Annotated in this window: 24 protein-coding genes; 15 read left to right on the plus strand and 9 right to left on the minus strand. The window is 69.6% G+C overall.

Annotated features, from left to right (window positions below; genetic code table 11):
• The first annotated feature begins 16 nt into the window (after nt 1–16).
• The 4 genes from AB0269_RS01460 to AB0269_RS01475 all read left to right on the plus strand — a co-directional run bounded on the left by AB0269_RS01460 (nt 17) and on the right by AB0269_RS01475 (nt 3,947).
• Nucleotides 17–541 carry a DUF3817 domain-containing protein gene (locus AB0269_RS01460; protein WP_366209401.1) on the plus strand — a complete coding sequence of 175 codons (525 nt, stop codon included), beginning with the start codon at nt 17–19 and terminating at the stop codon, nt 539–541.
• A complete protein-coding gene (guaA, locus tag AB0269_RS01465) occupies nt 538–2,115 on the plus strand; it encodes a glutamine-hydrolyzing GMP synthase (protein WP_175985710.1) in 1,578 nt (525 codons plus the stop codon). The genes AB0269_RS01460 and guaA overlap by 4 nt, the downstream gene beginning before the upstream one ends.
• 110 nt (nt 2,116–2,225) lie before the next feature.
• Complete coding sequence (locus AB0269_RS01470; RefSeq protein WP_366209402.1) at nt 2,226–2,654, plus strand: YciI family protein; 429 nt, start codon at nt 2,226–2,228, stop codon at nt 2,652–2,654.
• 12 nt (nt 2,655–2,666) lie between these two features.
• Nucleotides 2,667–3,947, plus strand: a complete 1,281-nt coding sequence (locus AB0269_RS01475) for an RNA polymerase sigma factor (protein WP_366209403.1) — start codon at nt 2,667–2,669, stop codon at nt 3,945–3,947.
• A 7-nt stretch (nt 3,948–3,954) separates the two neighbouring features.
• Here AB0269_RS01475 and AB0269_RS01480 read toward each other — a convergent pair whose 3' ends face one another.
• Together AB0269_RS01480 and AB0269_RS01485 are read right to left on the minus strand one after the other, a co-directional pair.
• Complete coding sequence (locus AB0269_RS01480; RefSeq protein WP_366209404.1) at nt 3,955–4,221, minus strand: GlsB/YeaQ/YmgE family stress response membrane protein; 267 nt, start codon at nt 4,219–4,221, stop codon at nt 3,955–3,957.
• 134 nt (nt 4,222–4,355) lie between these two features.
• Nucleotides 4,356–5,285: a Bax inhibitor-1/YccA family protein gene (locus AB0269_RS01485; protein ID WP_366209405.1), complete on the minus strand. Its 930-nt coding sequence runs from the start codon at nt 5,283–5,285 to the stop codon at nt 4,356–4,358.
• Nucleotides 5,286–5,373: 88 nt separating this feature from the next.
• Between AB0269_RS01485 and AB0269_RS01490 the strand changes: the two genes are divergently transcribed.
• The 5 genes from AB0269_RS01490 to AB0269_RS01510 all read left to right on the plus strand — a co-directional run bounded on the left by AB0269_RS01490 (nt 5,374) and on the right by AB0269_RS01510 (nt 12,130).
• A complete protein-coding gene (locus tag AB0269_RS01490; protein ID WP_366209406.1) occupies nt 5,374–6,360 on the plus strand; it encodes a glycerophosphodiester phosphodiesterase family protein in 987 nt (328 codons plus the stop codon).
• A 20-nt stretch (nt 6,361–6,380) separates the two neighbouring features.
• Nucleotides 6,381–7,313, plus strand: coding sequence for an ABC transporter ATP-binding protein (locus AB0269_RS01495; protein ID WP_366209407.1), 933 nt, complete (start codon nt 6,381–6,383; stop codon nt 7,311–7,313).
• The gene (locus AB0269_RS01500; protein ID WP_366209408.1) at nt 7,310–8,335 is read left to right on the plus strand and encodes an ABC transporter permease; all 1,026 of its coding nucleotides are present in this window, start codon (nt 7,310–7,312) and stop codon (nt 8,333–8,335) included. Before AB0269_RS01495 ends, AB0269_RS01500 begins: the two co-directional genes overlap by 4 nt.
• A gap of 111 nt (nt 8,336–8,446) precedes the next feature.
• Nucleotides 8,447–11,665, plus strand: a complete 3,219-nt coding sequence (locus tag AB0269_RS01505; RefSeq protein WP_366209409.1) for a lamin tail domain-containing protein — start codon at nt 8,447–8,449, stop codon at nt 11,663–11,665.
• A 117-nt stretch (nt 11,666–11,782) separates the two neighbouring features.
• Nucleotides 11,783–12,130 carry a hypothetical protein gene (locus AB0269_RS01510; protein ID WP_366209410.1) on the plus strand — a complete coding sequence of 116 codons (348 nt, stop codon included), beginning with the start codon at nt 11,783–11,785 and terminating at the stop codon, nt 12,128–12,130.
• 1 nt (nt 12,131) lies between these two features.
• On the opposite strand, the gene AB0269_RS01515 is transcribed toward AB0269_RS01510, so the two are convergent.
• Together AB0269_RS01515 and AB0269_RS01520 are read right to left on the minus strand one after the other, a co-directional pair.
• Entirely contained in the window at nt 12,132–12,527 is a 396-nt protein-coding gene (locus tag AB0269_RS01515; RefSeq protein ID WP_366209411.1) for a YccF domain-containing protein, read from the minus strand.
• A 15-nt stretch (nt 12,528–12,542) separates the two neighbouring features.
• A complete protein-coding gene (locus AB0269_RS01520; protein WP_366209412.1) occupies nt 12,543–12,938 on the minus strand; it encodes a pyridoxamine 5'-phosphate oxidase family protein in 396 nt (131 codons plus the stop codon).
• A gap of 62 nt (nt 12,939–13,000) precedes the next feature.
• On the opposite strand from AB0269_RS01520, the gene AB0269_RS01525 reads away from it, so the two are divergent.
• Nucleotides 13,001–15,496, plus strand: coding sequence for a UvrD-helicase domain-containing protein (locus tag AB0269_RS01525; RefSeq protein WP_366209413.1), 2,496 nt, complete (start codon nt 13,001–13,003; stop codon nt 15,494–15,496).
• 2 nt (nt 15,497–15,498) lie between these two features.
• On the opposite strand, the gene glsA is transcribed toward AB0269_RS01525, so the two are convergent.
• The gene (glsA, locus tag AB0269_RS01530; RefSeq protein WP_366209414.1) at nt 15,499–16,881 is read right to left on the minus strand and encodes a glutaminase A; all 1,383 of its coding nucleotides are present in this window, start codon (nt 16,879–16,881) and stop codon (nt 15,499–15,501) included.
• Nucleotides 16,882–16,978: 97 nt separating this feature from the next.
• Between glsA and AB0269_RS01535 the strand changes: the two genes are divergently transcribed.
• Both AB0269_RS01535 and ligD read left to right on the plus strand, forming a co-directional pair.
• Nucleotides 16,979–18,130 carry an SseB family protein gene (locus AB0269_RS01535; protein ID WP_366209415.1) on the plus strand — a complete coding sequence of 384 codons (1,152 nt, stop codon included), beginning with the start codon at nt 16,979–16,981 and terminating at the stop codon, nt 18,128–18,130.
• Nucleotides 18,131–18,169: 39 nt separating this feature from the next.
• The gene (gene ligD / locus AB0269_RS01540; RefSeq protein WP_366209416.1) at nt 18,170–19,246 is read left to right on the plus strand and encodes a non-homologous end-joining DNA ligase; all 1,077 of its coding nucleotides are present in this window, start codon (nt 18,170–18,172) and stop codon (nt 19,244–19,246) included.
• A 35-nt stretch (nt 19,247–19,281) separates the two neighbouring features.
• Here the strand turns inward: ligD and AB0269_RS01545 are convergent, their stop codons facing one another.
• The 3 genes from AB0269_RS01545 to AB0269_RS01555 form a co-directional block, all read right to left on the minus strand.
• Nucleotides 19,282–20,031 (minus strand): hypothetical protein, encoded by a 750-nt coding sequence (locus AB0269_RS01545; protein ID WP_366209417.1) that lies wholly within the window; start codon nt 20,029–20,031, stop codon nt 19,282–19,284.
• Nucleotides 20,028–21,071 (minus strand): ATP-dependent DNA ligase, encoded by a 1,044-nt coding sequence (locus AB0269_RS01550; protein WP_366209418.1) that lies wholly within the window; start codon nt 21,069–21,071, stop codon nt 20,028–20,030. The genes AB0269_RS01545 and AB0269_RS01550 overlap by 4 nt, the downstream gene beginning before the upstream one ends.
• Before the next feature lie 92 nt (nt 21,072–21,163).
• Entirely contained in the window at nt 21,164–22,615 is a 1,452-nt protein-coding gene (locus AB0269_RS01555; RefSeq protein WP_366209419.1) for an NAD(P)/FAD-dependent oxidoreductase, read from the minus strand.
• A gap of 60 nt (nt 22,616–22,675) precedes the next feature.
• Between AB0269_RS01555 and AB0269_RS01560 the strand changes: the two genes are divergently transcribed.
• Entirely contained in the window at nt 22,676–23,167 is a 492-nt protein-coding gene (locus AB0269_RS01560; protein ID WP_366209420.1) for a magnesium transporter, read from the plus strand.
• A 21-nt stretch (nt 23,168–23,188) separates the two neighbouring features.
• Here AB0269_RS01560 and AB0269_RS01565 read toward each other — a convergent pair whose 3' ends face one another.
• The gene (locus AB0269_RS01565; RefSeq protein ID WP_366209421.1) at nt 23,189–23,854 is read right to left on the minus strand and encodes a TetR family transcriptional regulator; all 666 of its coding nucleotides are present in this window, start codon (nt 23,852–23,854) and stop codon (nt 23,189–23,191) included.
• Nucleotides 23,855–23,987: 133 nt separating this feature from the next.
• On the opposite strand from AB0269_RS01565, the gene sucC reads away from it, so the two are divergent.
• Both sucC and sucD read left to right on the plus strand, forming a co-directional pair.
• Nucleotides 23,988–25,154, plus strand: a complete 1,167-nt coding sequence (gene sucC, locus AB0269_RS01570; RefSeq protein ID WP_366209422.1) for an ADP-forming succinate--CoA ligase subunit beta — start codon at nt 23,988–23,990, stop codon at nt 25,152–25,154.
• Between the two features lie 33 nt (nt 25,155–25,187).
• Nucleotides 25,188–26,090 (plus strand): succinate--CoA ligase subunit alpha, encoded by a 903-nt coding sequence (gene sucD / locus AB0269_RS01575; RefSeq protein WP_366209423.1) that lies wholly within the window; start codon nt 25,188–25,190, stop codon nt 26,088–26,090.
• Nucleotides 26,091–26,168 lie beyond the last annotated feature (78 nt).

Genomic DNA, 26,168 nt, shown 5'->3' on the forward strand with positions numbered 1-26,168 from the left:
TAGTAGACTGGACGCCATGCCCGAACCGAAAGCCGCCTCGTTCCCGAAGATCCGCGGGGCGTTGAGGTTCTATCAGATCGCCTCGGTCATCACCGGTGTCATGCTCCTCCTGCTGCTGGCCGAGATGATCCTCAAGTACAGCCCCACGCACATCGAGCTGTTCGCGGGTGGCGACGGCGGATTCCTCTGGTTCGCGCCGGTCATCGTCGGCGACGGATGCCAGTGGTACTCCCTGTTCGTCCCGGGCGGCATGGGATGCGATCTGGAATCGACCGGGCAGACCGCGGGCGGCGCGAACATCTCGCTGCTGATCCTCGTCGCGCACGGCTGGTTCTACGTCGTGTACCTGTTCGCGATCTTCCGCCTGTGGAGCCTGATGCGCTGGCCGTTCGGTCGGTTCATCATGCTCGCGCTCGGCGGCGTCATCCCGGCCCTCTCGTTCATCATGGAGGTCCGGGTCTCCCGCGAGGTCAAGGCGTACCTCGCATCCCGTGAGGCGGCACTCGCCGCAGAACCCCAGACCCAGGAGGCAGCGCGATGAGCGCCGACACCGCACAGCGCCCCGTTCTCGTCGTCGATTTCGGCGCCCAGTACGCGCAGCTCATCGCCCGCCGTGTCCGCGAGGCCGGCGTCTACAGCGAGATCGTGCCGCACACCGTCAGTGCTGCCGAGATCGCCGAGCGCAATCCGGTCGCCCTCGTCCTCTCGGGTGGCCCGTCGTCGGTCTACGAGGAGGGCGCGCCGTCGCTGGATGCCGCGATCTTCGACCTCGGCGTCCCGACCCTCGGCATCTGCTACGGCTTCCAGGTCATGGCCCGCGCTCTCGGCGGCGAGGTCGCCAACACGGGGCTGCGCGAGTACGGCGCGACCGACGCAGTCGTCGCGAACGACGGCGGCGTGCTGCTGGGCGGCCAGCCCGCCACGCAGAACGTCTGGATGAGCCACGGCGACCAGGTCTCGCGCGCGCCCGAGGGCTTCGAGGTCCTGGCATCCACCGCCGACACCCCTGTGGCAGCATTCGGCAGCGACGAGAAGTGCTTCTACGGCGTGCAGTGGCACCCCGAGGTCAAGCACTCCGACCACGGCCAGGAGGTCCTCGAGAACTTCCTGCACAAGGCGGCGGGCCTCGCCGCAGACTGGAACAGCGGCAACGTCATCGAGGAGCAGGTCGCGCGCATCCGCGAGCAGGTCGGCTCGGCCCGCGTCATCTCGGCCCTCTCCGGCGGCGTCGACTCGGCTGTCTCGACCGCGCTCGTCCACAAGGCCATCGGCGACCAGCTCACGGCCGTCTTCGTCGACCACGGGCTCCTCCGCAAGGGCGAGCGCGAGCAGGTCGAGCAGGACTACGTCGCCTCCACGGGCGTGCGCCTGATCACCGTGGATGCCGCGGACACGTTCCTCGGGCACCTGCAGGGCGTCAGCGACCCCGAGGAGAAGCGCAAGATCATCGGCCGCGAGTTCATCCGCGCGTTCGAGAAGGTGCAGCGCGAGCTCGTCGACGAGGCGAAGGCCGAAGGCGAGCCCATCAAGTTCCTCGTGCAGGGAACCCTGTACCCCGACGTCGTCGAGTCCGGCGGCGGCACGGGGACGGCGAACATCAAGTCGCACCACAACGTCGGCGGCCTCCCCGACGACCTCGACTTCGAGCTCATCGAGCCGCTGCGCACCCTCTTCAAGGACGAGGTCCGCGCGATCGGTCGCGAGCTGGGACTGCCCGAGGCGATCGTCGGCCGGCAGCCGTTTCCGGGGCCCGGCCTCGGAATCCGCATCGTGGGCGAGGTCACCGCTGACCGTCTCGAGATTCTGCGCGAGGCAGACGCCATCGCCCGCGAGGAGCTGACCAAGGCCGGCCTCGACAGTGAGATCTGGCAGTGCCCCGTCGTTCTGCTGGCCGATGTCCGCTCGGTGGGCGTTCAGGGCGACGGCCGCACGTACGGCCACCCGATCGTGCTGCGCCCCGTCTCGAGCGAGGACGCCATGACCGCCGACTGGACGCGTCTGCCCTACGACGTGCTCTCGAAGATCTCGAACCGCATCACCAACGGCGTCCGCGACGTCAACCGCGTGGTGCTGGATGTGACCTCGAAGCCCCCGGGGACCATCGAGTGGGAGTGAAGTTCGGCATCGTCTGAGACTTTTTCTCGGACGATGTCGATCTGACGTCTTCTCGTTCGACGTCTTCAGTGAGAGGGTCGAAACCGACCCCGCAACTGAAGGAGAACATCATGAAGTTCATGCTGATCATGCGCGCGACCGACGAGGCCGTCGAGGCGTACAACGAGATTCCGTTCAAGCAGGTCATCGAAGCCATGGGCAAGTACAACGAGTCCATGATCAAGGCCGGTGTCCTGACGGCGGGCGAGGGCCTCAGCGACGCCTCGGAGGGGTTCGTGGTCGACTTCAGCGCCGAGAAGCCGCTCATCACCGACGGCCCCTACGGTGAGACGAAGGAGCTCTTCAACGGCTTCTGGATCATCGAGGTGTCGTCGCGCGAAGAGGCGGCGGAGTGGGCGAGCCGTGCACCGCTCGGGCCGGGGTCGTTCCTCGAGGTGCGCCGGGTGCAGGAGATGGACGACTTCCCGGCCGACAACGAGTGGATCCAGAAGGAGCAGGGCTGGCGCGACGAGGCCGAGCAGCGCGCGCAGCAGCAGTGAGACAGCGGCACCATGAGCCCTGCTGACAGCGGCGAGACGGCGCGTTCCACGACCGATGTGGAGCGCGCCGTCGCCGCCGTGTGGCGCATCGAGTCCGCCAAGATCGTCGCCACCCTGACACGCATGGTCGGCGACTTCGGCCTTGCGGAGGATCTCGCGCAGGACGCGCTCCTCGAAGCGCTGCGGCAGTGGCCGCAGGACGGCGTGCCGCGCAACCCCGCCGCCTGGCTGACGGCGGTCGCCAAGCGGCGGGCGATCGACGGCTGGCGCCGCCAGGAGCGCTACGACGCGCGGATCGCGGCGATCGCGCACGATCTCGACCAGGAGCAGGCAGACGCGATGGATGCCGACCCGTGGGACCCGGATGCGATCGACGACGACGTGCTTCGCCTGATCTTCATCTCCTGCCACCCCGTGCTCTCGCGCGAGGCGAGCGTGGCTCTGACGCTGCGGGTCGTCGGCGGCCTCTCGAGCGAGGAGATCGCGCGGGCGTTCATGGTTCCCGCCGCCACCGTGCAGCAGCGCATCGTGCGGGCCAAGAAGACGCTGGGAGCCGCGAAGGTGCCGTTCGAGGTGCCGTCCCGTGAGGACTACGCGGAGCGGCTGAGCGCCGTGCTCGGCGTCCTCTATCTGATCTTCAACGAGGGGCATGCGGCGAGCAGCGGCGGCGACTGGATGCGACCCGAGCTCAGCATGGAGGCGATCAGGCTGGCCCGTGTGCTCGCGGCGCTGGTGCCTCGTGAGCGCGACGTGAACAGCCTGCTCGCCCTGATGGAACTCACCGCCGCACGCTTTCCCGCTCGCGTCGACGCGAAGGGCGATCCGGTCCTGCTCGCCGACCAGGACCGCAGCCGCTGGGACCGCGGGCGCATCTCACGCGGTCGCGCGGCCCTGGAACGAGCGGATGCCGTCGGCACGGGCCGCGGCGCATACGGGCTCCAGGCTGCGATCGCGGAGTGCCATGCTGTCGCGGCATCCGTTGACGAGACCGACTGGGAGCGCATCGTGCTCCTGTACGAGGCGCTCGGCAGGATCGCGCCGTCTCCCGTGGTGGAGCTGAATCGGGCCGCCGCCGTCGCAATGGCGACGGGGCCGGCATCCGCTCTGCGGATCATCGACCAGATCGCGGCCTCGGGCGCGCTCGCGGGCTATCACTTGCTGCCGGCGACGCGCGGGGAACTGCTGCTCCGGCTGGGCAGAGACGACGAGGCCCGCTCCGCGTTCGCGGCCGCCGCGAGTCTCGCGGGGAACGAACGGGAGCGGGCCCTACTCGAGGCCAAGGCCTCGCAGTGAGTGGTCGTCAGCTCCTGGCCTTGTTACGGCCCGTGATGAGGCCGTAGATCAGCAGCACGATGATCGAGCCGCCGATGGCGCAGATCCATGTGCCGATGCTGAAGAAGGTCGTGATGTCGAGACCGAACAGGCTCCCGATCCATCCGCCGAGGATTGCGCCTACGACGCCCAGGATCAGCGTGACGAACCATCCGCCACCCTGCTTGCCAGGGAGGATCAGTTTGGCGATCGCGCCGGCGATCAGTCCGAGAAGAAGAAATGCAAGGAAACCCATGATGTAATCCCCTTTCTGTTAGCGGTGATCTCACTATGCCCGTACTTGTGCGCAACACGCCAGATCCTCGCGGCGTGCCGAAAACTGGAGGAAGCCCCATCTCAGGCGAGACGGGGCTTCCTCCAGGCGGTGGATCAGTTGTTGCCGCGGGCGATCGCGATGATGCGCAGGATCTCGACGTACAGCCAGACGACCGTGACCATGATGCCGAAGGCGCCCATCCAGCCGTACTTGCGGGGAGCGCCGTTGCGCACGCCCTGCTGGATCTGGTCGAAGTCGAGCACCAGCGAGTACGCGGCCATGATGACGACGAGGACGCCGATGATCAGGCCCAGCGGAATGCCCGCGATCTCGGTGCTGAACAGGCCGAAGGCGTTCTGGTTGATGCCGGTCCACATGAGGACGAGGTTCAGGAGCGAGAAGACCAGGTAGCCGACCATCGCGATCATGAAGATCTTGGTGGCCTTCTTGGACGCGCGGATCTTGCCGCTCGCGAAGAGCGCGAGGGTGACGCCGACGACGGCGACCGTCGCGAGCGTCGCCTGGGTCACGATGCCGGGGTAGATCACCTCGAAGAACGCCGAGATGCCGCCGACGAACAGGCCCTCGAACACCGCGTACGCGAAGATCAGCGCGGGGCGCACCTTCTTGCGGGCGGTGAAGGTGATGACCATCGCCAGGACGAAGCCGCCGAGTGCGCCGACGATCCACGGCAGCATGTTCGGCGAGAAGTCGGAGTACGGGTTGTACTCGGGTGCGGCGAGCCCACCGAGCGTCCACACCCAGCCGATCGCCGCGGTGACGAGGAGGATGCCGAAGAGCCCTGCGGTCTTCCACACGGTGTCCTCGACCGACATGCGGTCGGTCTCGATGGCACCGGCGGAGGGAGAGGCGTACATGCCCTCGAGCTGCGCATTGGCCGCGGCATCCATGCTCGCGTGCTGGAAGGACGCGGTCTGCGCGCCCTGCATGCCGGGCTGAGCGCCCGGAGCACCCGGATACGTTGCCACGTTGCGCGGATCCTGCTTCTGGAACGCCGGGTTGTTGAAGGCGAAATTGCTCATGGTGGGCCTCACTCCGAAAGTGGTTGAAGGTCGCTTTCCTCCACGATACCGGCGGATTCCTATGCATGGGGTGTTCTACCCTGAATCCATGCCCAGGAAGTCGCCCCTCGTGATCGGACACCGGGGCGCACCCGGATACCGACCGGAGCACAGCCGGTCGTCGTACGAGCTCGCGCTCGCGATGGGGGTGGATGCCGTCGAACCGGACGTCGTGGCCAGCAAGGACGGCGTGCTCGTCATCCGGCACGAGAACGAGATCTCCGGAACCACGGATGTCGCCGACCGGCCGGAGTTCGCCGGACGCAGGACGACCAAGCGGATCGATGGGCAGCCGCTGACCGGCTGGTTCACCGAGGACTTCACCTGGCAGGAGCTCTCCACGCTCCGTGTGCGCGAACGCCTGCCGGAGGTCCGAGCGACGAGCGCCTCTTTCGACGATGCCCAGCCGATCCTGCGTCTGACCGACCTGCTCGATCTCGTGCGTGCGGGCTCCGCCGAGCACGGGCGGGAGATCGGGGTCGTGCTCGAGATCAAGCACGCCACCTACTTCGCGGGCATCGGTCTCGACCTCGCACCGCTCATCGCACGGGATCTGCGTGCGGCGGGGTGGGCGGACGGCGAACTGCCCCTCGTGATCGAGGCGTTCGAGTCCACGGTGCTCGGGCAGCTGCGAGCCGAGGGGATCGCGGCGTCGTACATCTACCTGATCGAGGCATCCGGCCGGCCCTACGACCAGGTCGCGGCCCTCGGCGCGCACGCGAAATCGTACAAGTCGGTCGTGGGGCCCAAGGGGCTGGACGCTCTCGTCGGATCCGTGGACGGCATCAGCGTCAACAAGCGGATGCTGCTCGCGCCGGGCAACACGATCGTCGCCGACGCGCACGCGCGCGGCCTGCAGGTCTTCACCTGGACGGCGCGACCGGAGAACGCCTTCCTCGCGGCCGAGTTCCGGGGCGACGGCCCCCGCAGCGCGTTCGGGGACTACGAGGGCGAATGGTCCGTGATCGCCGGCACCGGAGTCGACGGCGTGTTCGTGGACCACCCGGATCTCGGCGTGGCGTTCTTCCGGAGCTGATTCCCTGCCAGACTGACCGCATGACCGGAATCGTCGCCGAGGGCGTCAGCAGATCGTTCGGGACGGTTCATGCCGTCCGTGGTGCGAGTTTCCGCGCCGAACCGGGTCGTGTGACGGGTCTGGTGGGCCCGAACGGTGCGGGCAAGACGACGCTGCTGCTCATGCTCGCCTCGCTCCTCGCGCCCGACGCCGGCTCGATCCGCGTCGGCGAGGTCGACCCGATGGACGATCCGCGCAGCGCCCGGCGGCTCCTCGGCTGGATGCCGGACGCCCTGGGCGCGTGGCCCTCGCTCACCGCCCGCGAGACGATCGTCACGACCGCGCGGCTCTACGACATCGACCGCGACGCCGCGCAGCAGCGGGCCGGCGAGCTGCTCGCCCTGGTCGGACTCGACGACCTGGCGGATGCGCCGGCGAAGGTGCTCTCGCGCGGGCAGAAGCAGAAGCTCGGGCTCGCCAGGGCCCTCGTGCACGACCCGCAGGTGCTGCTGCTCGACGAGCCGGCATCCGGCCTGGATCCGGCCGCGCGCGTCCAGCTGCGCGTCCTGCTGCGCCGGCTCGCCGCCGAAGGGCGCACGATCCTCATCTCCAGTCACATCCTCTCCGAGCTCGAAGAGGTCATCGACGACGCGGTGTTCCTCGTCGCGGGAACCGTCGTCGACGCGGCGCCGGCGCTGGCGACGACCCGCGGGTGGCGCATCCGTCTCGCCGGAGCGGACCCGGCGCAAGCCGGTGCCGACGCGCAGCGGATCGCCGGTGCCCTGGGCATCGAGCTCGGGGCGCTCGGACTCGACCGGGGCGCCGCGATCGCGGGCTTCGAGACCGAGGATGCCGCGGCCGCAGGGCTGCGGCGGATCGTCGAGGCCGGTCTCGCCGTCGCCGAGTTCTCTCCGGCGCAGAGCGCGCTCGAACACGCCTTCCTCAACCTGCCGGGATCGGAGCCGAACGCATGAACCTCACGCACATCGGCATCATCGCCCGGCTCGAGCTGACCCAGCGGCTGCGCAGCGTCGGCTGGTACATCCTGCTCGGGGTCTACGCTCTGATCCTGCTCGGCGTCACCGGGCTGTCGTTCGCGGTCTACTCGTTCACCGGCATGGCCGGCGCCGGCGTCTACTCGATCGTCGTCAACATCGTGCTGCTGCTCGTGATGCTCGTCTCGCCGACGCTCAGCGGCAACGCCATCAACGGCGACCGCGACTCCGCGACGCTCGCAGCCGTGCAGGTGACAGCCGCTTCCACCGGTGACATCATGCTCGGCAAGCTCCTCGCCGCCGTCGCCACCGGCGGGGTGTTCCTGCTCGTCGCCGTGCCGTTCCTCGCGATCTCGCTCATCGGCGGGGGAGCGCACCCGGCGACCCTCGCCGTCTCGCTGCTGGTCCTCGCTGCCGAGATCGTGATCATCGCGGCCATCGGAGTCGGATTCAGCGGGCTCGTCGCGCGTCCGCTGTTCTCGGTCGCGGCGACCTACCTCGTCGTCGCGGCGCTCGCCGTCGGCACCCTGATCGCGTTCGGACTCGGCGGCACGGCCCTGCGCACCGAGACGGCGAGCTACAGCCGGCCCTACGACAGCATGGGCAATGTCGACTGCGAGCGCTGGGAGACGTACACGTACGAGGAGCCGCGCTTCGACCGGGTGTGGTGGGTGCTGACGGCGAACCCGTTCGTCGTGCTCGCCGACGCCACGCCCACCGTCTATACCGCCGACGGCTGGCCTGCCGACATGTTCGGGCAGATCAAGTACTGGGTGCGCATCTCGCAGCTGCCGCCGCAGGAATCGCGGTGGGACGAATGCGACCCTGATCAGACGCAGGCGGACGAGCGCACGCCTGAGCAGATCATGAGCAGCACGGTGCCGAGCTGGTTCATCGGCCTCGGCATCCAGATCGTGATCGCCGGCGGGCTCTTCGCGGGCGCATGGGCGCGGACCGGGACGCCGGCACGGATGCTGCCGCCGGGCACCCGCATCGCCTGAACCCGTCACGACACGGTCCGTTCACCTTCCGGACGGATGCCGGACTCCTCGCGGACAGCGGATATCGGTCGACTTGGCGAGACCGCCTCCCACCCGACCACCTGGAGTCCCATGTCACGCCTGTCCCGCGGGCTGGCCGCATCGATGGTGTGCGCGCTCGGCGCCGCCGCCCTGCTCGCCGCACCGACCGCAGCCCTCGCCGACGCGGAGCCGCTCGGCATCCGCATCAACGAAGTCGTCTCCAGCGGCGGAAGCCCCGACGACTGGGTCGAGTTCTACAACTACTCCGAGGCGCCCGTCGACCTCAGCGGATACGTCCTGCAGGATGACAGCAGCAAGAACCCGTACACGATCCCGGAGGGGACCGTCGTGGAGCCGGGCGGCTTCCTCGTCTTCGACACCCTGCAGGACGGCGAGGGCGACTTCGACTTCGGGCTGGGCAAGGGCGACAGCGTGCGCCTCTTCGCCCCGGGCGACGCCAACGGCGAGACGCCGCTGCTGCAGGCGACGTGGCCGGCCGACACCCACGCCGTGCCCAGCTGGGGCGCGAACGGCGACGGAGCCGAGGTCGCGTATGAGCTGACCGCCGAGTCGACCAAGGGCGCGGAGAACGTCTTCCCGGTCGCCGGCGGACCCGGCGAAGGGGAGCCCGGCGAAGGGGAGCCCGGTGAGGGCGAGCCCGGCGAAGGAGAGCCGGAGACCGGCGCGCCCGGCTCCGTCGTGCTGAACGAGGTCGACTCGGGCCCCGCGGACTGGGTCGAGCTGTACAACCCCGGCGACGAGCTGTTCGACCTGTCGGGCTACGAGATCCGCGACAACTCCGACGACCACCGCTGGGCGTTCCTGCCCGGCACGTCGATCGCGGGCGGCGAGTTCCTCGTCGTCGAGGCCACCACGATCGGTCTCGTCGGCGGCGTCGAGGATCGCTTCGACGCTCCGATCGGCATCGGCAGCGCCGACGAGATCCGCCTCTTCGATGCGCACGGCGCACTGGTCGACCGCACCGGCGCGTGGGAGGGCCACGCGAACATCGACGGCGACGAGATCGCCGCCACTCTCGCACGCTGCCCCGACGGCACCGGCGACTTCGTGCTCGCGTTCGAGACCCAGGGCGCGGCCAACGAGTGCGTGCCCCCGACGATCGCGATCAACGAGATCGACTCGAACGGTGCACCCGACTGGGCCGAGATCGTCAACACCGGCACCGAGCCGCTCGACATCTCCGGCTGGACGCTGATGGACAACGACCCGACCGGTCACGCAGCCGACGTGATGCCGCTGGCCGAGGGCACGATCCTCGAGCCCGGCGCCTACTTCGTCTTCAACGGCACCGACCACTTCACGTTCGGTTTGGGAGGCGGCGACACCGTCACGATCCGCGACGCGCACGGGCGCACGGTCGCCGAGCACGCCTACGCCGCGCACGCAGAGGGCGTCTGGGCCCGTTGCGAGGACGGCACCGGCGACTTCGTCGACGTCGCAGTCGGCACCCCCGGCATCCGCAACGCCTGCGGCAACCCGGTGCGCATCAACGAGGTGGAATCGGACGGCGAGCCCGACTGGATCGAGCTCGTGAACCCCACCGCCGAGGTGCTCGACGTCTCGGGCATCGTCGTGAAGGACGATGACGACGCCCACGCGTACACGATCGCCCCCGGCACCAGCATCCCCGCGAACGGCTACCTGGTCATCGACGATCTCGACTTCGGGATCGGCAAGAATGACACGATTCGCGTGTTCGACGGCGAGCAGCTCGTGGACTCCACCTCGTGGGGTGCCGCTCATGCGACACCCACCTGGGGCCGCTGCCCCGACACGACGGGTTCGTTCGCGGCGACCGCCGAGTCCACGCCCGGCACGGCGAACGTCTGCGCCGGTGAGATCGCAATCTCGCCGTGGCCGGGCTCGCAGGATGTCCGCGTGCTCGACACCGCACCGACGTTCCTCGAGGACAGCTCCGGACTCGACGTCCAGGTGACCGACGAGGGCACGTTCCTCTGGGCCGTCGACAACGGCACCGGAACGATCTGGAAGCTGGCCGCATCCGCTGACGGGTCCGTCGAGTTCGCCGAGGGCTGGACCGAGGGCAAGCGCGTCCGATTCCAGAAGGACGCCGACAACCCGTCGGCCGCGGGTCCCGACACCGAGGGCATCACGGTCGACGGCGCAGGGCTGGTCTACGTGGCATCCGAGCGCGACAACAGCGCCAAGGGCGTCAACCAGAACACGATCCTGCAGGTCGACCCGAACGCCGCTGGCCCCGACCTCGTCGCGCTGACCGAGTGGGACCTCACCTCGCAGCTGCCCGCTGTCGGCGCGAACCTCGGCATCGAGGCCGTCGAGTGGATTCCGGATGCCGCGCTCGCCGGCAAGCTGTACGACGACAACACCCGAGCGCCGTACGAGGCGGCGAGCTACGCCGGTGACGGCCTGTTCTTCGTCGCCGTCGAGGACGGCGGCGGCGTGTACGCGTTCGCGCTCGCGGCCGGCGGCTTCGCGACGCTGGTGGCGACCATCGACCCCGGCCTCGCCGGCGTCATGAGCCTCGACTACGACAGCGTGCTCGGCGTGCTGTGGGCGGTGTGCGACGACGGATGCGGCGGGAATTCCGCCCAGCTCACCTTCAACGGCACCGACGCGCCCGGCGTCGCGCACTTCGCGCGTCCGGCCGGCATGCCCGACATCAACAACGAGGGCTTCGCCACGGCACCGGCCTCGCTGTCGCAGGACGGTCAGCGTCCGGTCTGGTGGTTCGCCGACGGGTACACCTCCGAGGCGCTGCGCACGGGCACTCTGCCCGGTGGCGACGCGGGCGGGGAGAACCCGGGTGGGAATCCGGGTGGCGACCCGGGGGAGAACCCCGGTGAGACCCCCGGCACGCCCGGTGGCGCCGGCAGCCAGCCGGGGTCGTACGTCGAGCCTCTGCCCGGCACCGCGCTCGTCGACGGCAACCGCGGTGGGGCGACCGTCTCGCAGCGCGTCGTCGCACCCGGTGACGACGTCACGATCACGGTCGGGGCGCAGCACGCGGGTGTCGAAGCCGAGGTCTTCATGTACTCCGACCCGGTGTTCCTCGCCGCGGGCGCGCTGAACGCCACCGGCGCGATCACCGTGACGATCCCCGCGGATGCCCCGGCCGGGATGCATCGTCTGGCGGTCTACTCGGCGGACGGCGAACTGCTCGGCTGGGCCGACATCGAGGTTCGCTCCGGCGCCGCGCTCGCGACGACCGGGGCCGAGACCCCGATCGGGAGCCTCGTGCTGGGTCTCGGGCTCGTGCTCGCCGGCGCGCTCGCGCTGACGCTGCGCCGCCGCGCCCGGCAGGCGTAACAGGATCGCGCACGAAGACGCGTGGGGCTCAGCGCCCCACGCGTCTTCGGCATTCCGAGTCAGGCTGTATGAGTTCGGTCGGTCAAACTGCGTCAGAACCGACCGGACTGATACAGCGTGAGCGAACGAGAGCCCTCGCCTATGGGAGCGACGGCGCGACGGCGGGGCGGGATCGCGCTGGTGGTCGTCCTCGTGCTCCTGGCGGCATGGGGGATCGTGCTCGCCGGCGTCGGCACGGGGCTGGCCGTGCCCGCCGGGGTCATCCCAGCGCTCGAACTCGAGCGCTCGCTCGCCCTGTGGAACGACGAGATGGGGCTGCTGCCGTGGGGTCTTGCGCGGATCCTCGGGATCACGGTGTACCTGGACATCCCGGCATCCAGCGCCGTCTACGCGGCCGTCGCAGGCGTCGTGGTGTGCGTCGTCGGCATCGTGCTCGCGCTGCCGTGGCGGGCTCGCGCGCGCTGACCTACTTCGGGTCGAACGGACCTCGCCGCGTGGAGACGATGTCCTTGCCGAGGGGCATGAGCGAGATCGGCACCATCTTGAAGTCGGCGATCGCCATCGGGATGCCGATGATCGTCACGCACAGCGCGAGACCGGACAGGATGTGGCCGATCGCGAGCCACCAGCCGGCCAGCACCACCCAGATGATGTTGCCGAGGAACGCCCCGACGCCGGACTTCGGCTTATCGACCACGCGACGCCCGAACGGCCAGAAGGCGTATCCGGCCAGACGGAACGAGGCGATCGCCCACGGGATGGTCACGATCGGGATGCACAGCAGGATGCCGGCGACGACGTAGCCGAGGAACAGGACCCACCCGGCGAAGATGACCCAGATGATGTTGAGGATGGTGCGCATCGATGCCTCCTTCGATCAGTGCCGCTCGCGACGGACTCGGCGACCGGTGATGCTGTCGATCGTGAACCGCAATGGGGTCTCGCGATCGGGGCCGGCCCAGGGGGACGGAGGGGTCTGCGTCTCGGGAGGCTCCTCCTCCGAGACGATCCGGAGCGTTCCGTGCATCAGCACGCTCCATCCGGTTCCGCCGAGGTCGTCGTGGAAGTCCACCTCGAACGAGACCGCGGAGTCGTCACCCGCGAGTCGGCGCAGGACGCCGCTCGAGGAGGTGCGCAGGAGAAGTCCTCGATCCGTCGTCCGATAGTTCATGGGCAGGATGTGGACCTGTCCGTCCCGGACGAAGCCGATTCTTCCCACCGTTGTGCTGCTCAGGAGTTCGTAGCACTCGTGCTCCTGCAGATCGCTGATCATCTCGTCCTCCTCGATGCTGATCGCAACCGGGTGTCTGTCGTCCAGCCTAGACTCGTAGGGCCATGACCGAAGCCCCTCTCATCGTCCCCTCATCCGTCGGCCCCGGGTCCTCGGGACCGCGCGGCGAGGACGAGCTTCTCGCCGGACTCAACCCGCAGCAGCTCGCCGCAGTCACCTACCGTGGCCCCGCGCTGCTCATCGTCGCCGGTGCCGGATCGGGAAAGACGAGCGTGCTGACCCGGCGCATCGCGTCGCTGCTCCGTGGTCGCGAGGCGTGGCCGAGCCAGATCCTCGCCATCACGTTCACGAACAAGGCGGCCGGCGAGATGCGCGAGCGCGTCGCGGCGCTGGTCGGCGAGGCATCCCGGGGCATGTGGATCTCGACGTTCCACTCGGCGTGCGTGCGGATCCTGCGCCGCGAGGCCGAGCAGTTCGGGTTCACGAAGTCGTTCACGATCTACGATTCCGGCGATTCGCGCGCCCTCATCAAGCGGCTCGTCAAGGAGCACGAGGCGGATGCGTACGGTCTGACGCCGGCGTCCGTGCAGGGGCGCATCTCGAAGCTGAAGAACGAACTGCAGGACTCCGAATCGTACGCGCGCGATGCGAACATGAGCGATCCGGCGGAGCAGAAGTTCGTCGAGATCTTCGCGGACTACCAGCGGCAGCTGCGCAAGGCGAACGCCTTCGATTTCGACGACCTCATCGGTCAGACCGTCTACCTCTTCCGGGCGTTCCCGAAGGTCGCAGACACGTATCGCCGCCGGTTCCGGCACATCCTCGTCGATGAGTACCAGGACACGAACCACGCGCAGTACGCCCTCATCCACGAGCTCACCAGGCCCGTGTCTGCCGACGACCCTTCGACAGGCTCAGGGAGCGGATTCGAAGCGTCGAACGGCATGATGATCTTCGAGCCGGAGACCTCGCCGGGGCTCGAAGGGGCATCCCTCACCGTGGTCGGCGACTCGGACCAGTCGATCTACGCCTTCCGCGGGGCGGACATCCGCAACATCAGCGAGTTCGAGCGCGACTTCCCCGGTGCCAGGGTCGTGCTCCTCGAGCAGAACTATCGATCGACCCAGAACATCCTCTCGGCCGCGAACGCCGTGATCGGCAACAACTTCGACCGCAAGGACAAGAAGCTCTGGAGCGACAAGGGCGACGGCGACAAGATCGTCGGTTTCACGGGCTACTCGCAGCACGACGAGGCGCAGTTCGTCGCCGACGAGGTCGAGGCGCTGCGGCGGGCCGGCATGCCGTATTCCGAGATGGCGGTCTTCTACCGCACGAACTCGCAGTCCCGCGCACTGGAGGAGATCTTCATCCGCTCCGCCGTGCCGTACAAGATCATGGGCGGCACGAAGTTCTACGAGCGCGCCGAGATCAAGGACGCGCTGGCCTACCTGATCGCCGTCGCGAACCCCGCGGACGAGATGTCGGTGCGCCGCATCCTCAACAAGCCCCGTCGCGGCATCGGGGGCGTGACCGAGGCGAGCATCGCGCAGTTCGCCGAGACGCACGGCATCACGTTCCGCGAGGCGCTGTCCGTGCCGGCCGAGCTCGGCGTCGGGCCGAAGATCCAGGCGGCGATCGGTCAGCTCGACGCCGTGCTGAAAGAGGCGAGCGAGCTGATGCTGCCGGCATCGGGTGAGATCCCGGCGCCCACCGTCGTCGCGGACGGGTTGAGCCTGCTGCTCGCGAAGAGCGGCTACCTCGACGCGCTGCGCGCCAGCCGCGACCCGCAGGACGAGGCCCGTGTCGAGAACCTCGACGAGTTCGTCGCCGTCGCCCGCGATTTCGCCCGCAACAATCCGGAGGGCACGATCGCCGACTTCCTCACCGAGGTCGCGCTGGTCTCCGACGCCGATGACCTGGACGACGAGTCGGGCACGGTGTCGCTCATGACGATGCACACCGCGAAGGGGCTCGAGTACGACGCGGTGTTCGTCACCGGCGTCGAGGAAGACCTCATCCCGCACCGCATCTCGGCGGGGGAGCCCGGTGGCCCGCAGGAGGAGCGCCGGCTGTTCTACGTCGGGATCACGCGTGCCCGCAAGCGCCTGCATCTGTCGCTCGCCATGACGCGGGCGCAGTTCGGCGAGGTATCCGTGGCGATGCCCAGCAGGTTCCTGCAGGAGATCCCGGCCGGTCTTGTCGACTGGCGGCAGTCGCCGGGCGACGTCAACTCCCGCGGCGGTACGCAGTCGCGCGCCCTCAATGCGCGGCGCGGCGGCTTCGGCGGCGGAAGCGGCGGCGGGTTCGGGTCCGGCGGGCGCGGTGACGACCGCTTCGGCGTCAAGAAACTCCCGCCAAGAGATTCGCTCAAGCCCCTGTCGACCGCGATGGACAGGTTCCCGAACAAGGTCACCGGCAAGGTGCGCGACAACGGCGACCTCGAGCTCGCCGCGGGCGACCGCATCCGGCACGACGACTTCGGCGAGGGCCGGGTGGATGCCGTGACCGGCGAGGGTGCCAAGCGCATCGCGCATGTGCGCTTCGACTCCGCGGGGCTCAAGAAGCTCCTGATCAAGATCGCTCCGATCGAGAAGCTGTAGCGTCAGCCGGCCGGAGGGGCGCCCACCCTCGCCGCGGCGTCCCGCATGGCGTCGTCGAAACCGGCGGACTGCGAGAGCCCGGCGACGCCGAGGCTGCGGCCCTGCGGGTCGCTGGCGATCACCTTCATGCCGTGTCCGCGGCACCAGGTGGCGAGAGCTGCGAGCATCCACACGGCCACCGACTGCAGCTGCGTGACCTCGGTCAGATCGAGCACGATCACCGCCGGAGACTCGCGGTCGGCCGGGCGCGCGTCGATCCAGGCGTCCAGGTCCAGCAGCAGCCGCTCGGCGCCGTCGAAGTCGATGTAGCCGCGCAGCCGCCACACCGCCAGGTCGTCGGCGTTCTGCTGCAGGATCTGTGCGGCCGCGGCATCCTGCTCCGCCCCGAGGCCTGCGGCGAGCTCGTCGCCGGCGGACATCACCTCCGAGGCGGACAGCGTGAGCGGGCGGTGCAGCACGTGCAGACCGAAGCGGTTCGCGAGCTGCTGGGCGGCCACGACGCCGCGCACACTCGCACCGCTCGCATCGAGCCTCGGGCTGAACAGACCGAGTCCGAACTCGCCCGGCGAGCTCGCCACGAGCCCGCCGGCGACGCCCGACTTCGCCGGGAGACCTGCGCGCAGCAGCCACTCCCCGGCGTAGTCGTACATGCCGCAGGTCGCCATGATCGTCATGACGTGCTGACAGGTCTCCGCGCTCGTGACCCGCACCCCGGTCACAGGATTCACGCCGCCGTTGGCGAGCGTCGCGCCCATCACCGCGATGTCGCGGGCCGTGACGAGCACCGAGCACTGCCGGAAGTACGTGTCGAGCGTCTCCAGCACCGGAGCGGTGAGGGAGCCGGCGCCGTGCATGAGGTACGCCAGAGCCCGGTTGCGGTCGCCGGACTCCTGCTCGGAGGCGAGCACGGCCTCGTCGACGGCCAGCTCGCGTCCGGCGAACGCGCTCAGGCGCGCCAGGATGCGTGCGAAGCGATCCTCGGCGGAGCCGCCGGTGACGAGCGAGGTCGTCACGATCGCCCCCGCGTTGACCATGGGGTTCGGCGGGCGCCCGGTCGATGCCTCGAGCTTGACGGAGTTGAACGCCTCACCGCTGGGCTCCGCACCGACCTGGGCATGCACGGTGTCGAGACCGCAGTCGTCGAGGGCGAGCGAGTACACGAACGGCTTCGAGACCGACTGGATCGTGAACTCGGCCCCGGTGTCGCCGCTCTCGTACACGCGGCCGTTGAGACCGCACAGCGCGATCCCGAACAGCTCCGGATCGACGGATGCGAGTTCCGGTATGTAGTCGGCCACCGTTCCGCGCCGGTCGCCGACGAGCCGGTCGTGCACCACATCGAGGAACGAGGTCACGATGTCCGAGAGCTTCTGCGGAGCCGCCATGGCCCCCATGCTACGGCCCGGCGGATGCGCCGGAGCGGGTGCGGGCCGGATGCCGGGCGGGTGCCTGGTCCCGGCGTCGCGGGTTAGGCTGAGCGATATGGCCTTGTTCTCTCGCCGCAAGCAGACCGACGACGCAGCTTCCGAAACCCCGACGCCGATCGAGGCGGACGCCCCGGCGGAGAGTCCCGCGGTCGACGAGACGCCCGGCGAGCCGGTGCCGCAGATCGGCATCTCCGTCCAGGCGTTCCGCGGCGTCGGCGCCGCGGCCGGCCCGGAGGTCGCGATGCCGGACCCGAGCACCCCGGCCCCTGGAACCCACACCCCGAACGCCCAGGGCGCCGCTTCGCAGGTCGCGGATGCGCAGGGCACCTCGGCATCCGCTCCGCACACGCAGGCCGCGCCGCAGAAGCGGGTGCTGCCCCTCGCCCCGGTGCTGCCGCCGGAGCCGGTCGAATCCGTCCCCGGCATGAAGGACAACACGCTTCTGCGTGCGGCCCTCGCAGAGCTCGAGGAGGGGCCGAGCAACGAGCAGCTCATCGGCGTGCTCCGCCAGATGATGCAGAACCACCTGTACCTGCGCGTGCACGGAGACGCCCGCGAGCAGCTCGCCGAGGGCAAGCCGCTGTCGATCGCGGTCGTGCGCGACGGCGACCGCAGTTACATGCTGGCGTTCAGCTCCGCCGAGGCCGTCCGCGAGTCCGTGCAGCGCGAGACCGAGCCCACGGCGACCTCGGCGATCGCCCAGCCGGTGACCGCCGTGCTGCACCAGGTCGTCACGGGCGACTTCGCCGGACTCATCCTCGACAACGCATCCGGAGTGCACCGCGCGGTCTTCCCCGTCGAGGTGCTCACCAAGGCGCTCGACCAGGCCGACGTGAACATGACGGTCAAGACGCTCCTGGCCGCTCCCCGCGACGCGGACTCGGCGCAGAAGGTCGGCGACGCCCTGGCGAAGACGAAGATGTGGGTCGCCGTCAACGACGGCAGCGGCAATGGACAGGTCGGCATCGCCGAGGCGCACACGCCGGACGGCCGCCGCTTCCTGCAGGTGTTCTCGCACCCGCTCGAGATCGTCGCACTCGGCCGCGGCGACCGGCAGATGCCGTTCGAGCCGGACCAGCTCGCCAAGGTGCTCTCCAGCCATGATTCGCTCGCCGGCGTCATCGTCGACTCGGCGGGTCCGTCGATGGTGGTCGAGCGAGCGGCACTCGGTGCCGTCCTGGTGCGCGCGGTCGACCTGGGCGACTGACCCCTACCGTCCGGTGCGCCGCGCCCCTAGGGTCGGAGCATGGCCTCTGAACGTGTGACGCTGACGGTCTCCGACCCCGAGGGGGAGCGCGACGTCGACCTCTCCAGCCCGAACAAGGTCATCTGGCCCGACGCTTCGGCGGGCTCCGACGGCGGGATCACGAAGGCCGAACTCGCCGAGTACGTTCAGATCGTCGCAGACCCCTTCCTGAACGCGAACGGCCACCGCCCGGTGTCGCTCGAGCGCTTCCGCAGCGGTGTCACGCCGACATCCGAGGCGTTCTTCTCGAAGAACCCGCCCAAGGGCACCCCCGACTACGTCGACGCCGTCACCGTCACGTACAACAGCGGGCGGCGGCATCCGCAGATCGTCCTGAACCGGCCGAGTGCGATCGTGTGGGCCGTGCAGATGAACACGATCGTGTTCCACCCCTGGGCATCCCTCGCCTCCGACACGGACAACCCCGTCGAGCTGCGGATCGACCTCGACCCGCAGCCGGGAACAGACTTCGCGGATGCCGTCACCGCCGCCCACGCACTGCGCGAGGTGCTGCGCGAAGCGGCGCTGGAGCCGTTCATCAAGACCAGCGGCAACCGCGGCCTGCACGTGTTCTGCCCGATCGAGCCGACCCACGAGTTCCTCGACGTGCGGCACGCCGTGATCGCCGCGGGCCGCGAACTCGAGCGCCGGATGCCCGATCGCGTGACGATGAACTGGTGGAAGGAGGAGCGCGGCGAGCGCATCTTCATCGACTTCAATCAGGCCAATCGCGACCGCACCATGGCCGGGGCGTACAGCCCGCGCGCACTGCCGACGGCGACGGTCTCGACGCCGGTCGAGTGGGATGAGCTCGACGACGTCGACCCGAAGACGTTCACCGTGCGGAGCATCCCGCAGCGACTGGCCGACGTCGGGGACCCCTGGGCGCGGATGCAGGATGCGCCGGGCCGCATCGACGCGCTGCTCGGCTGGTGGGAGCGCGACGTCGAGAACGGGCTGGGGGAGCTGTCGTTCCCGCCGGAGTTCCCGAAGATGCCCGGCGAGCCGCCCCGAGTGCAGCCGAGCAAGCGGGTCGCCGAGAACTGGGATTCTGAGGGAAACCGGGTGGGGGACTGAGCGAGCATCGCGAGTCGAAGCGTGGGGGACTGATCTCAGGCGACGGGCGCCCGGTAGTCGTCGGCCGCGTCCGGATCGACGGTGCTCTCGGGATCGCGCCAGATGTCGACGTTCGATGCGTCGGCCCCGTCGCCGGCGAACCACAGCAGAACCGTGCCGCCCACGATCGGAGCGGTCTCGGGTGTGGTGATCGTCCGCCCCTCGGCGCGCTTGCGGCCCGAGGGCGTGTCGTATTCCGCGGTCACGGTGAACAGCGGAGCATCCCCGCCGACCCACGTGTTGTGGAACCGGACGTCGACAACGTCGGCCCGCACCCTCGTGCCCCCGGCGTGCAGCGCGTCGACCCTGGCGAGCTCCCGATCGTGAGCGCGGACCTCGCGGACCGCCCCGCGGATGCGCCGCGACGCGAGCCAGGCGAAGACGATCCCGATCGCGGTCGCGATGAGCGCCACGACGACGGCGTCGGGGATGGAGACGGCGAAAGCGATCGCAGTGGCGAACGAGCCGAGGGAGGCTCCGGCGAGGGATGCCGCGCTCCCGGCGTCGGACAGCATCGGCAGCCGATCGGTCCACACCGGCGAGTAGTCGAGCATGAAGCCGAGGACCACCCCGGCGATCATGGTGCCGATGGCGAGCCAGAGCAGCACGATCTGATCGCTCGGCCCGATCTCACCCGTGCTGAGCGCGATCGGGCCGAGGTAGGCGATGAACGCCCACGCGCTGACCGCGCAGCAGGCGACGATGACGGTCAGGATCAGAGCCAGGACCTTCCATCCGCGCATCATGCGAGGACGTCCGCGAGGTCGTAACCGGCGACCGTGTCGAGCTGGTCGTAGGTGCAGGAGCGCGCCTCGCGGTCGGGCCGCCAGCGCTCGAACTGCACGGTGTGCCGGAACCTCGCGCCCTCGAGCTGGTCGTAGCGCACCTCGAGCACGCGCTCGGGGCGCAGACGCACGAACGAGACGTCCTTCGCGCCGGTGAAGCGGCTCCGCTCGCCTTCGCCCGTGACGGCCTCGCCGGCGTCGTCGCGCTCGACGAGAGGCGCGAGCTCGTCGAGGAGTTCCTGCCGGCGCTTGTCGCTCCAGGCTGCGACCCCGCCGACCTGGTGCAGATGGCCGTCGCCGTCGTAGAGCCCGACGAGCAGCGAGCCGACACCGGACCCCGACTTGTGCACGCGGTACCCGAGCGCCACGACATCCGCGGTGCGGGCGTGCTTGATCTTGATCAGGGTGCGCTTGCCCGGCGCGTACGGCTGATCGAGCGGCTTGGCGATCACGCCGTCGAGCCCGGCGCCCTCGAACTCGTCGAGCCAGCGCACGGCCGTCGCGTGGTCCGTCGTCGTGCGGGTGAGGTGCAGCGGATGCTCGGCGCCGGCGAGCAGCTCCTCAAGGCGTGCACGGCGCTGGTGGAACGGCTCGGCCAGCAGCGACTCCTCGCCGAGGGCGAGCAGATCGAACGCGATGAACATCGCCGGGGTCTGCTCGGACAGCAGGGCGATGCGGGATGCCGCGGGGTGGATGCGCTGGCTCAGCGCCTCCCAGGCCAGACGCTGCGAACCCGGTTCGCCGCTCGCGACGACGATCTCGCCGTCGAGCAGGCACGGCTCGGGGAGGATCCGCGGGAGGGCGTCGACGAGCTCGGGGAAGTACCGGGTGAGCGGCTTGGCGCCGCGCGAGCCGATCTCGACGCTCTCGCCGTCCCAGGCGATCAGACCCCGGAAGCCGTCCCACTTCGGCTCGAACAGCATCCCGCCCGCGGTCTTCGCCGGATCGGGGACCGCTGCTGCGGCCTTCGCGAGCATCGGTGCGGGGATCTCGTAGCGCATGCATCCATCCTCGCGCTCCCGCGGCCTGCGCGCGAGGGGCGCATGTGGCGGCCATTCTTCGCGCGTGGCCGCCGTTCGCGACCCGCGGGGCGCTATGCGAACAGGTCGGCGAGCGTGGTGGGCGTCCCGGCGTCCTCCAGCACGGTGCGCGCGGCGTGCCAGCCGGCCATGCCGTTTACCCCCGGCCCTGGCGGCGTCGCCGCGGATGCCAGGTACACGCCGCGCATCGGCGTGCGCCAGGGATGCCGCGACACGACGGGCCGGCGCAGCGCCTGCGCGATCGTGAACGCGCCGCCGAGGACGTCGCCTCCGATCTCGGCGGGATTGATCGCGTCGCGATCGGATGCCGGCACCGAGTGCGACGCCAGCACGAGGTCGCGGAACCCCGGTGCGAACCGCTCGACCTGGCGGGCGATGAGCTCGGTCGCATCCAGGTCCGAACCGTGCGGCACGTGGATGTAGGCCCAGAGTACGGCCTTGCCGACCGGGGCGCGCGAGTCGTCGAGCACGGACGGCTGCACGGCGAGCACGTACGGCCGATCGGCGACGCGCCCTGTCGCCACGGCGTTCTCGCTCGCCCGCACCTCGGCCCGCGTGCCGCCGAGGTGGACCGTGGGGGAGAGCGCGATCTCGGGATTCGCCCACGGCACAGGGCCGTCCAGCGCGAAGTCGACCTTGGCCGCGGCGGGGCCGTAGCGATAGGCGCGCACGGCCCGAGCGTACGGGGGCGGGATGTCGGGATGCGTGAGCGTCAGCCTCGGCGCGGTGTTCAGCAGCAGCACGTCGCCGCGCGCCGGGTCGCCCCAGTCGAGGTCTCTGAGGTCCCTGATGTGCGCACCGGTCTCGACGACGCCGCCGTGCGCGGTCAGATCGGCGATGAGCGCGTCGGCGATGCGCTGCGCGCCGCCGCGCGGGTACATCCACCCGTCAGCGTGCGCCTCGGCGGCGATGAGGAGCCCCGCGGCGGCGCCGGACAGCGACGGCATCGGGGCCGCCGCGTGCGCGATCACGCCGGCGAGCAGCGCGGCGGCCTCCTCAGTGCGCAGCGACGCCTCCGCGAGCGGGGTGCCCTGCTCCAGCATCCGCAGCGCGTACCGGAACGCTGTCACCGGTTCCCGCGGAATGCGCAGCAGCTGGTTCCCCGTGAAGTCGACGACGCCGTCGATGCGGCGGCTCAGCGGGCGCAGCAGCGCGAGCCACGCCCGTCCGTCCCGGCCGAGGCCCGATGCGGTCCGCTCGATGTCGCGCCAGGCGACGGCCCCACGGCCGTCGTCGAGAGGATGCGCGTACGAGGCATCCGGCGTGATCCAGTCGACTCGCCGGTCGATGCCGAACGCGCGGAAGAACGGCGAGGCGATCGTCGCGGGGTGCACGGCCGAGCACACGTCGTGCACGAACCCGGTCAGCGTCGACGCGGTGGTCCGCAGACCGCCGCCGGCGGTGCCGGCGGCCTCCAGCACGCGCACCTCGTACCCGGCACGCGCCAGCGAGACGGCGGCTGCGAGTCCGTTCGGTCCGCTGCCGATGATCGTCGCCCGTGCCATGCGTCCAGTCTTCCAGCACCCGCCTGCACGAGGGGTGCGGACGTGCGATCCTGTTAAGCGATGAACGAGATCCAGGGCCCGACGCCCACCGGCACGTCCCGACCGTATCGAAACCTCCCGGAGGCGCTGCGCGCGCACCGGATCGACCCGGCCAACCATGCGTTCATCACGGCGATCGTGGATGCCGTCGGCATCTCGTCGTTCATCGATCGAGGCCGGTACATCGAGGCGATCCGCCGCGGCGACGGCGCGTCGCTGCACATCGGTCGCACGTACACGAACGGGTTCACCGAGGACGAGGTGGTCGTCGTCGGTTCCGCGCCGTTGCGGCTGCAGCCGAGCGAGGGCAGGGCGCCGTACTGGTACGCGGTCCACCCGAGCGAGTTCCTGCCGGTCGGCGCGCCGAAGAAGAAGACGAGCACGAGAACGCCGCGCCAGGCCTCGTCCGCGCCGGTGAAGCCCAAGCCGAAGCCGGTCGCCGAGCGGGACTACGGCGTGTGCGACGTGTGCTTCATGGTGCGCACGCCCTCCGGCGGCTGCGGCTGCGACTGAGCGGCTGCGGCTGCGACTGACCTACTGCTCCAGCTGCGTCTGCAGGCGCCGCGAGACCTCGGCGATCGGCATGGCGCGGGGGAAGACGGCCACGACGACCTCGTCAGCGGCATCCTGATCGCCGTCCTGGTGGACGCCGTACCGGCGACGGACGTCGTCGAGCGCCGACTGCAGCACCGACGGCGCGACGCGCTTCGTGCTGCGCAGCAGCTGGCGCAGCACGTGGTTGTGCACGGCCGTGACGAGCGCCGCGAAGCCGACGGCATCCAAAGGATCGATGCCCGGCAGCGACCGGCGCAGGTAGTCGTCGAAGAGGCGCTCGTAGCGGAACACCGTCACGATCTCCCGCTCGCGCAGCGCGGGCACCTGACGGACGACCTGATAGCGCAGGCGGGCGAGATCGGGATCGTGCGCGAAATGGTCGAACACGTGCTGGGATGCTCGGCAGACGGCCTCCCAGGGGTCGGGATGCCCCTCGGCGAGGAAGTCGCGCAACTCGGCCAGCAGCACCTCGTGGTCGGCGAAGACGACGTCCTCCTTGCCGCCGAACTGACGGAAGAACGTCGACCGCGAGACCCCCGCCGCCTTGGCGATCTGCTCGACCGAGGTCTGGTCGAACCCCTGCGCCTGGAACAGGTCGAGCGCGGCGGCGACGACGCCGGTGCGCATTTCTGCGGACTCATGCATAGCGAGAAGCCTAACGCCGGGTGAACCGGTCAGCCGTCGGCGGAGGCGTTCAGGCGGGAGTAGTAAGCTTTGTTCCTGGTCGTTATCTCGACATCGAGAGACTTTCCGCCCGCAGCCCAGTGAAGGAAGCACAGTGGATCTGTACGAGTACCAGGCACGAGACGTTTTCGAGAAGTACGGAGTGCCGGTCCTCGCCGGCATCGTCGCGGACACCCCCGAGGAGGTGAAAGCGGCAGCCGAGAAGCTCGGCGGCGTCGTCGTCGTCAAGGCTCAGGTCAAGACCGGCGGTCGTGGGAAGGCTGGCGGCGTCAAGGTCGCCAAGACCCCCGATGAGGCGTACGAGGCGGCCAAGGCGATCTTCGGTCTCGACATCAAGGGCCACATCGTCAAGCGCGTCATGGTCGCCGCCGGTGCCCGCATCGCCGAGGAGTTCTACTTCTCCGTGCTGCTCGACCGCGCCAACCGCTCGTACCTGTCGCTGTGCAGCGTCGAGGGCGGCATGGAGATCGAAGAGCTCGCCGTCGAGCGCCCCGAGGCGCTCGCCCGCATCGAGGTCGACCCGCTGACGGGCATCGACAAGGCGAAGGCCGTCGAGATCGCCCGTGCGGCGAAGTTCCCCGAGGACCTCGTCGAGAAGGTCTCCGACGTCTTCGTCAAGCTCTACGAGGTCTACAAGGGCGAGGACGCCACGCTCGTCGAGGTCAACCCGCTCGTCCGCACCGAGGACGGCGAGATCATCGCGCTCGACGGCAAGGTCACGCTCGACGAGAACGCCAGCGAGATCCGCCACCCCGAGCACGAGGAGCTCGAGGACAAGGACGCCGCCGACCCGCTCGAGGCGAAGGCCAAGAAGTCGGGCCTGAACTACGTCAAGCTCGACGGCCAGGTCGGCATCATCGGCAACGGCGCAGGGCTCGTCATGTCGACGCTCGACGTCGTCGCCTACGCCGGTGAGAACCACGGCGGGGTGAAGCCCGCGAACTTCCTCGACATCGGCGGCGGAGCATCCGCAGAGGTCATGGCGAACGGACTCGACGTCATCCTCGGCGACCCGCAGGTCAAGTCGGTCTTCGTCAACGTCTTCGGCGGCATCACGGCGTGCGACGCCGTCGCCAACGGCATCAAGGGCGCGCTCGAGACCCTCGGCTCCGCGGCCTCCAAGCCGCTCGTCGTCCGCCTCGACGGCAACCGCGTCGACGAGGGCCGCGCGATCCTCGCCGAGTACGCACACCCGCTCGTGACTCTCGCCGCCACCATGGACGAGGGCGCCGACAAGGCCGCCGAGCTGGCGAACGCCTGACCGCCTGAGATCTGAGAAAAGGAACAAGAAGAAATGTCGATCTTCCTGAACAAGGATTCCAAGGTCATCGTCCAGGGCATCACCGGCGGCGAGGGCACCAAGCACACCGCCCTCATGCTCAAGGCCGGCACCCAGGTCGTCGGCGGCGTCAACGCCCGCAAGGCCGGCACCACGGTCTCGCACACCGACAAGGACGGCAACCCCGTCGAGCTGCCCGTCTTCGGCTCGGTCGAAGAGGCGATGAAGGAGACCGGCGCCGACGTGTCGATCGCGTTCGTGCCCGGTGCGTTCACCAAGTCCGCCATGATCGAGGCCATCGACGCCGAGATCCCGCTGCTCGTCGTCATCACCGAGGGCGTGCCGGTCGGCGACTCCGCCGAGGCATGGGCCTACGCGAAGAGCAAGGGCAACAAGACCCGCATCATCGGCCCGAACTGCCCCGGCATCATCACGCCGGACGAGGCGCTCGTCGGCATCACCCCGGCGAACATCACCGGCAAGGGCCCGATCGGACTCGTCTCCAAGTCGGGGACCCTGACCTACCAGATGATGTTCGAGCTGCGCGACCTGGGCTTCTCGACCGCCATCGGCATCGGCGGCGACCCGGTCATCGGCACCACGCACATCGACGCCCTCGCGGCGTTCGAGGCCGACCCCGAGACCAAGGCGATCGTCATGATCGGCGAGATCGGCGGCGACGCCGAGGAGCGTGCGGCCGACTACATCAAGGCGCATGTCACCAAGCCGGTCGTCGGCTACGTCGCGGGCTTCACCGCTCCCGAGGGCAAGACCATGGGCCACGCCGGCGCCATCGTCTCCGGCTCGGCCGGCACCGCCCAGGCGAAGAAGGAGGCCCTCGAGGCCGCCGGCGTCAAGGTCGGGAAGACCCCGTCCGAGACCGCAGACCTCATGCGCGCCATTGTGGAAGGCCTCTGATCGCGAAGCGATCGCGCACTGGCTCCTGAGCAAGGAGCGCAGCGACGCGTCGAAGGACGTCGAGGCGCTCTGATCTGA

Origin of the sequence: Microbacterium sp. NPDC077644 (assembly GCF_040702785.1) — a bacterium.
Lineage (GTDB): Bacteria > Actinomycetota > Actinomycetes > Actinomycetales > Microbacteriaceae > Microbacterium.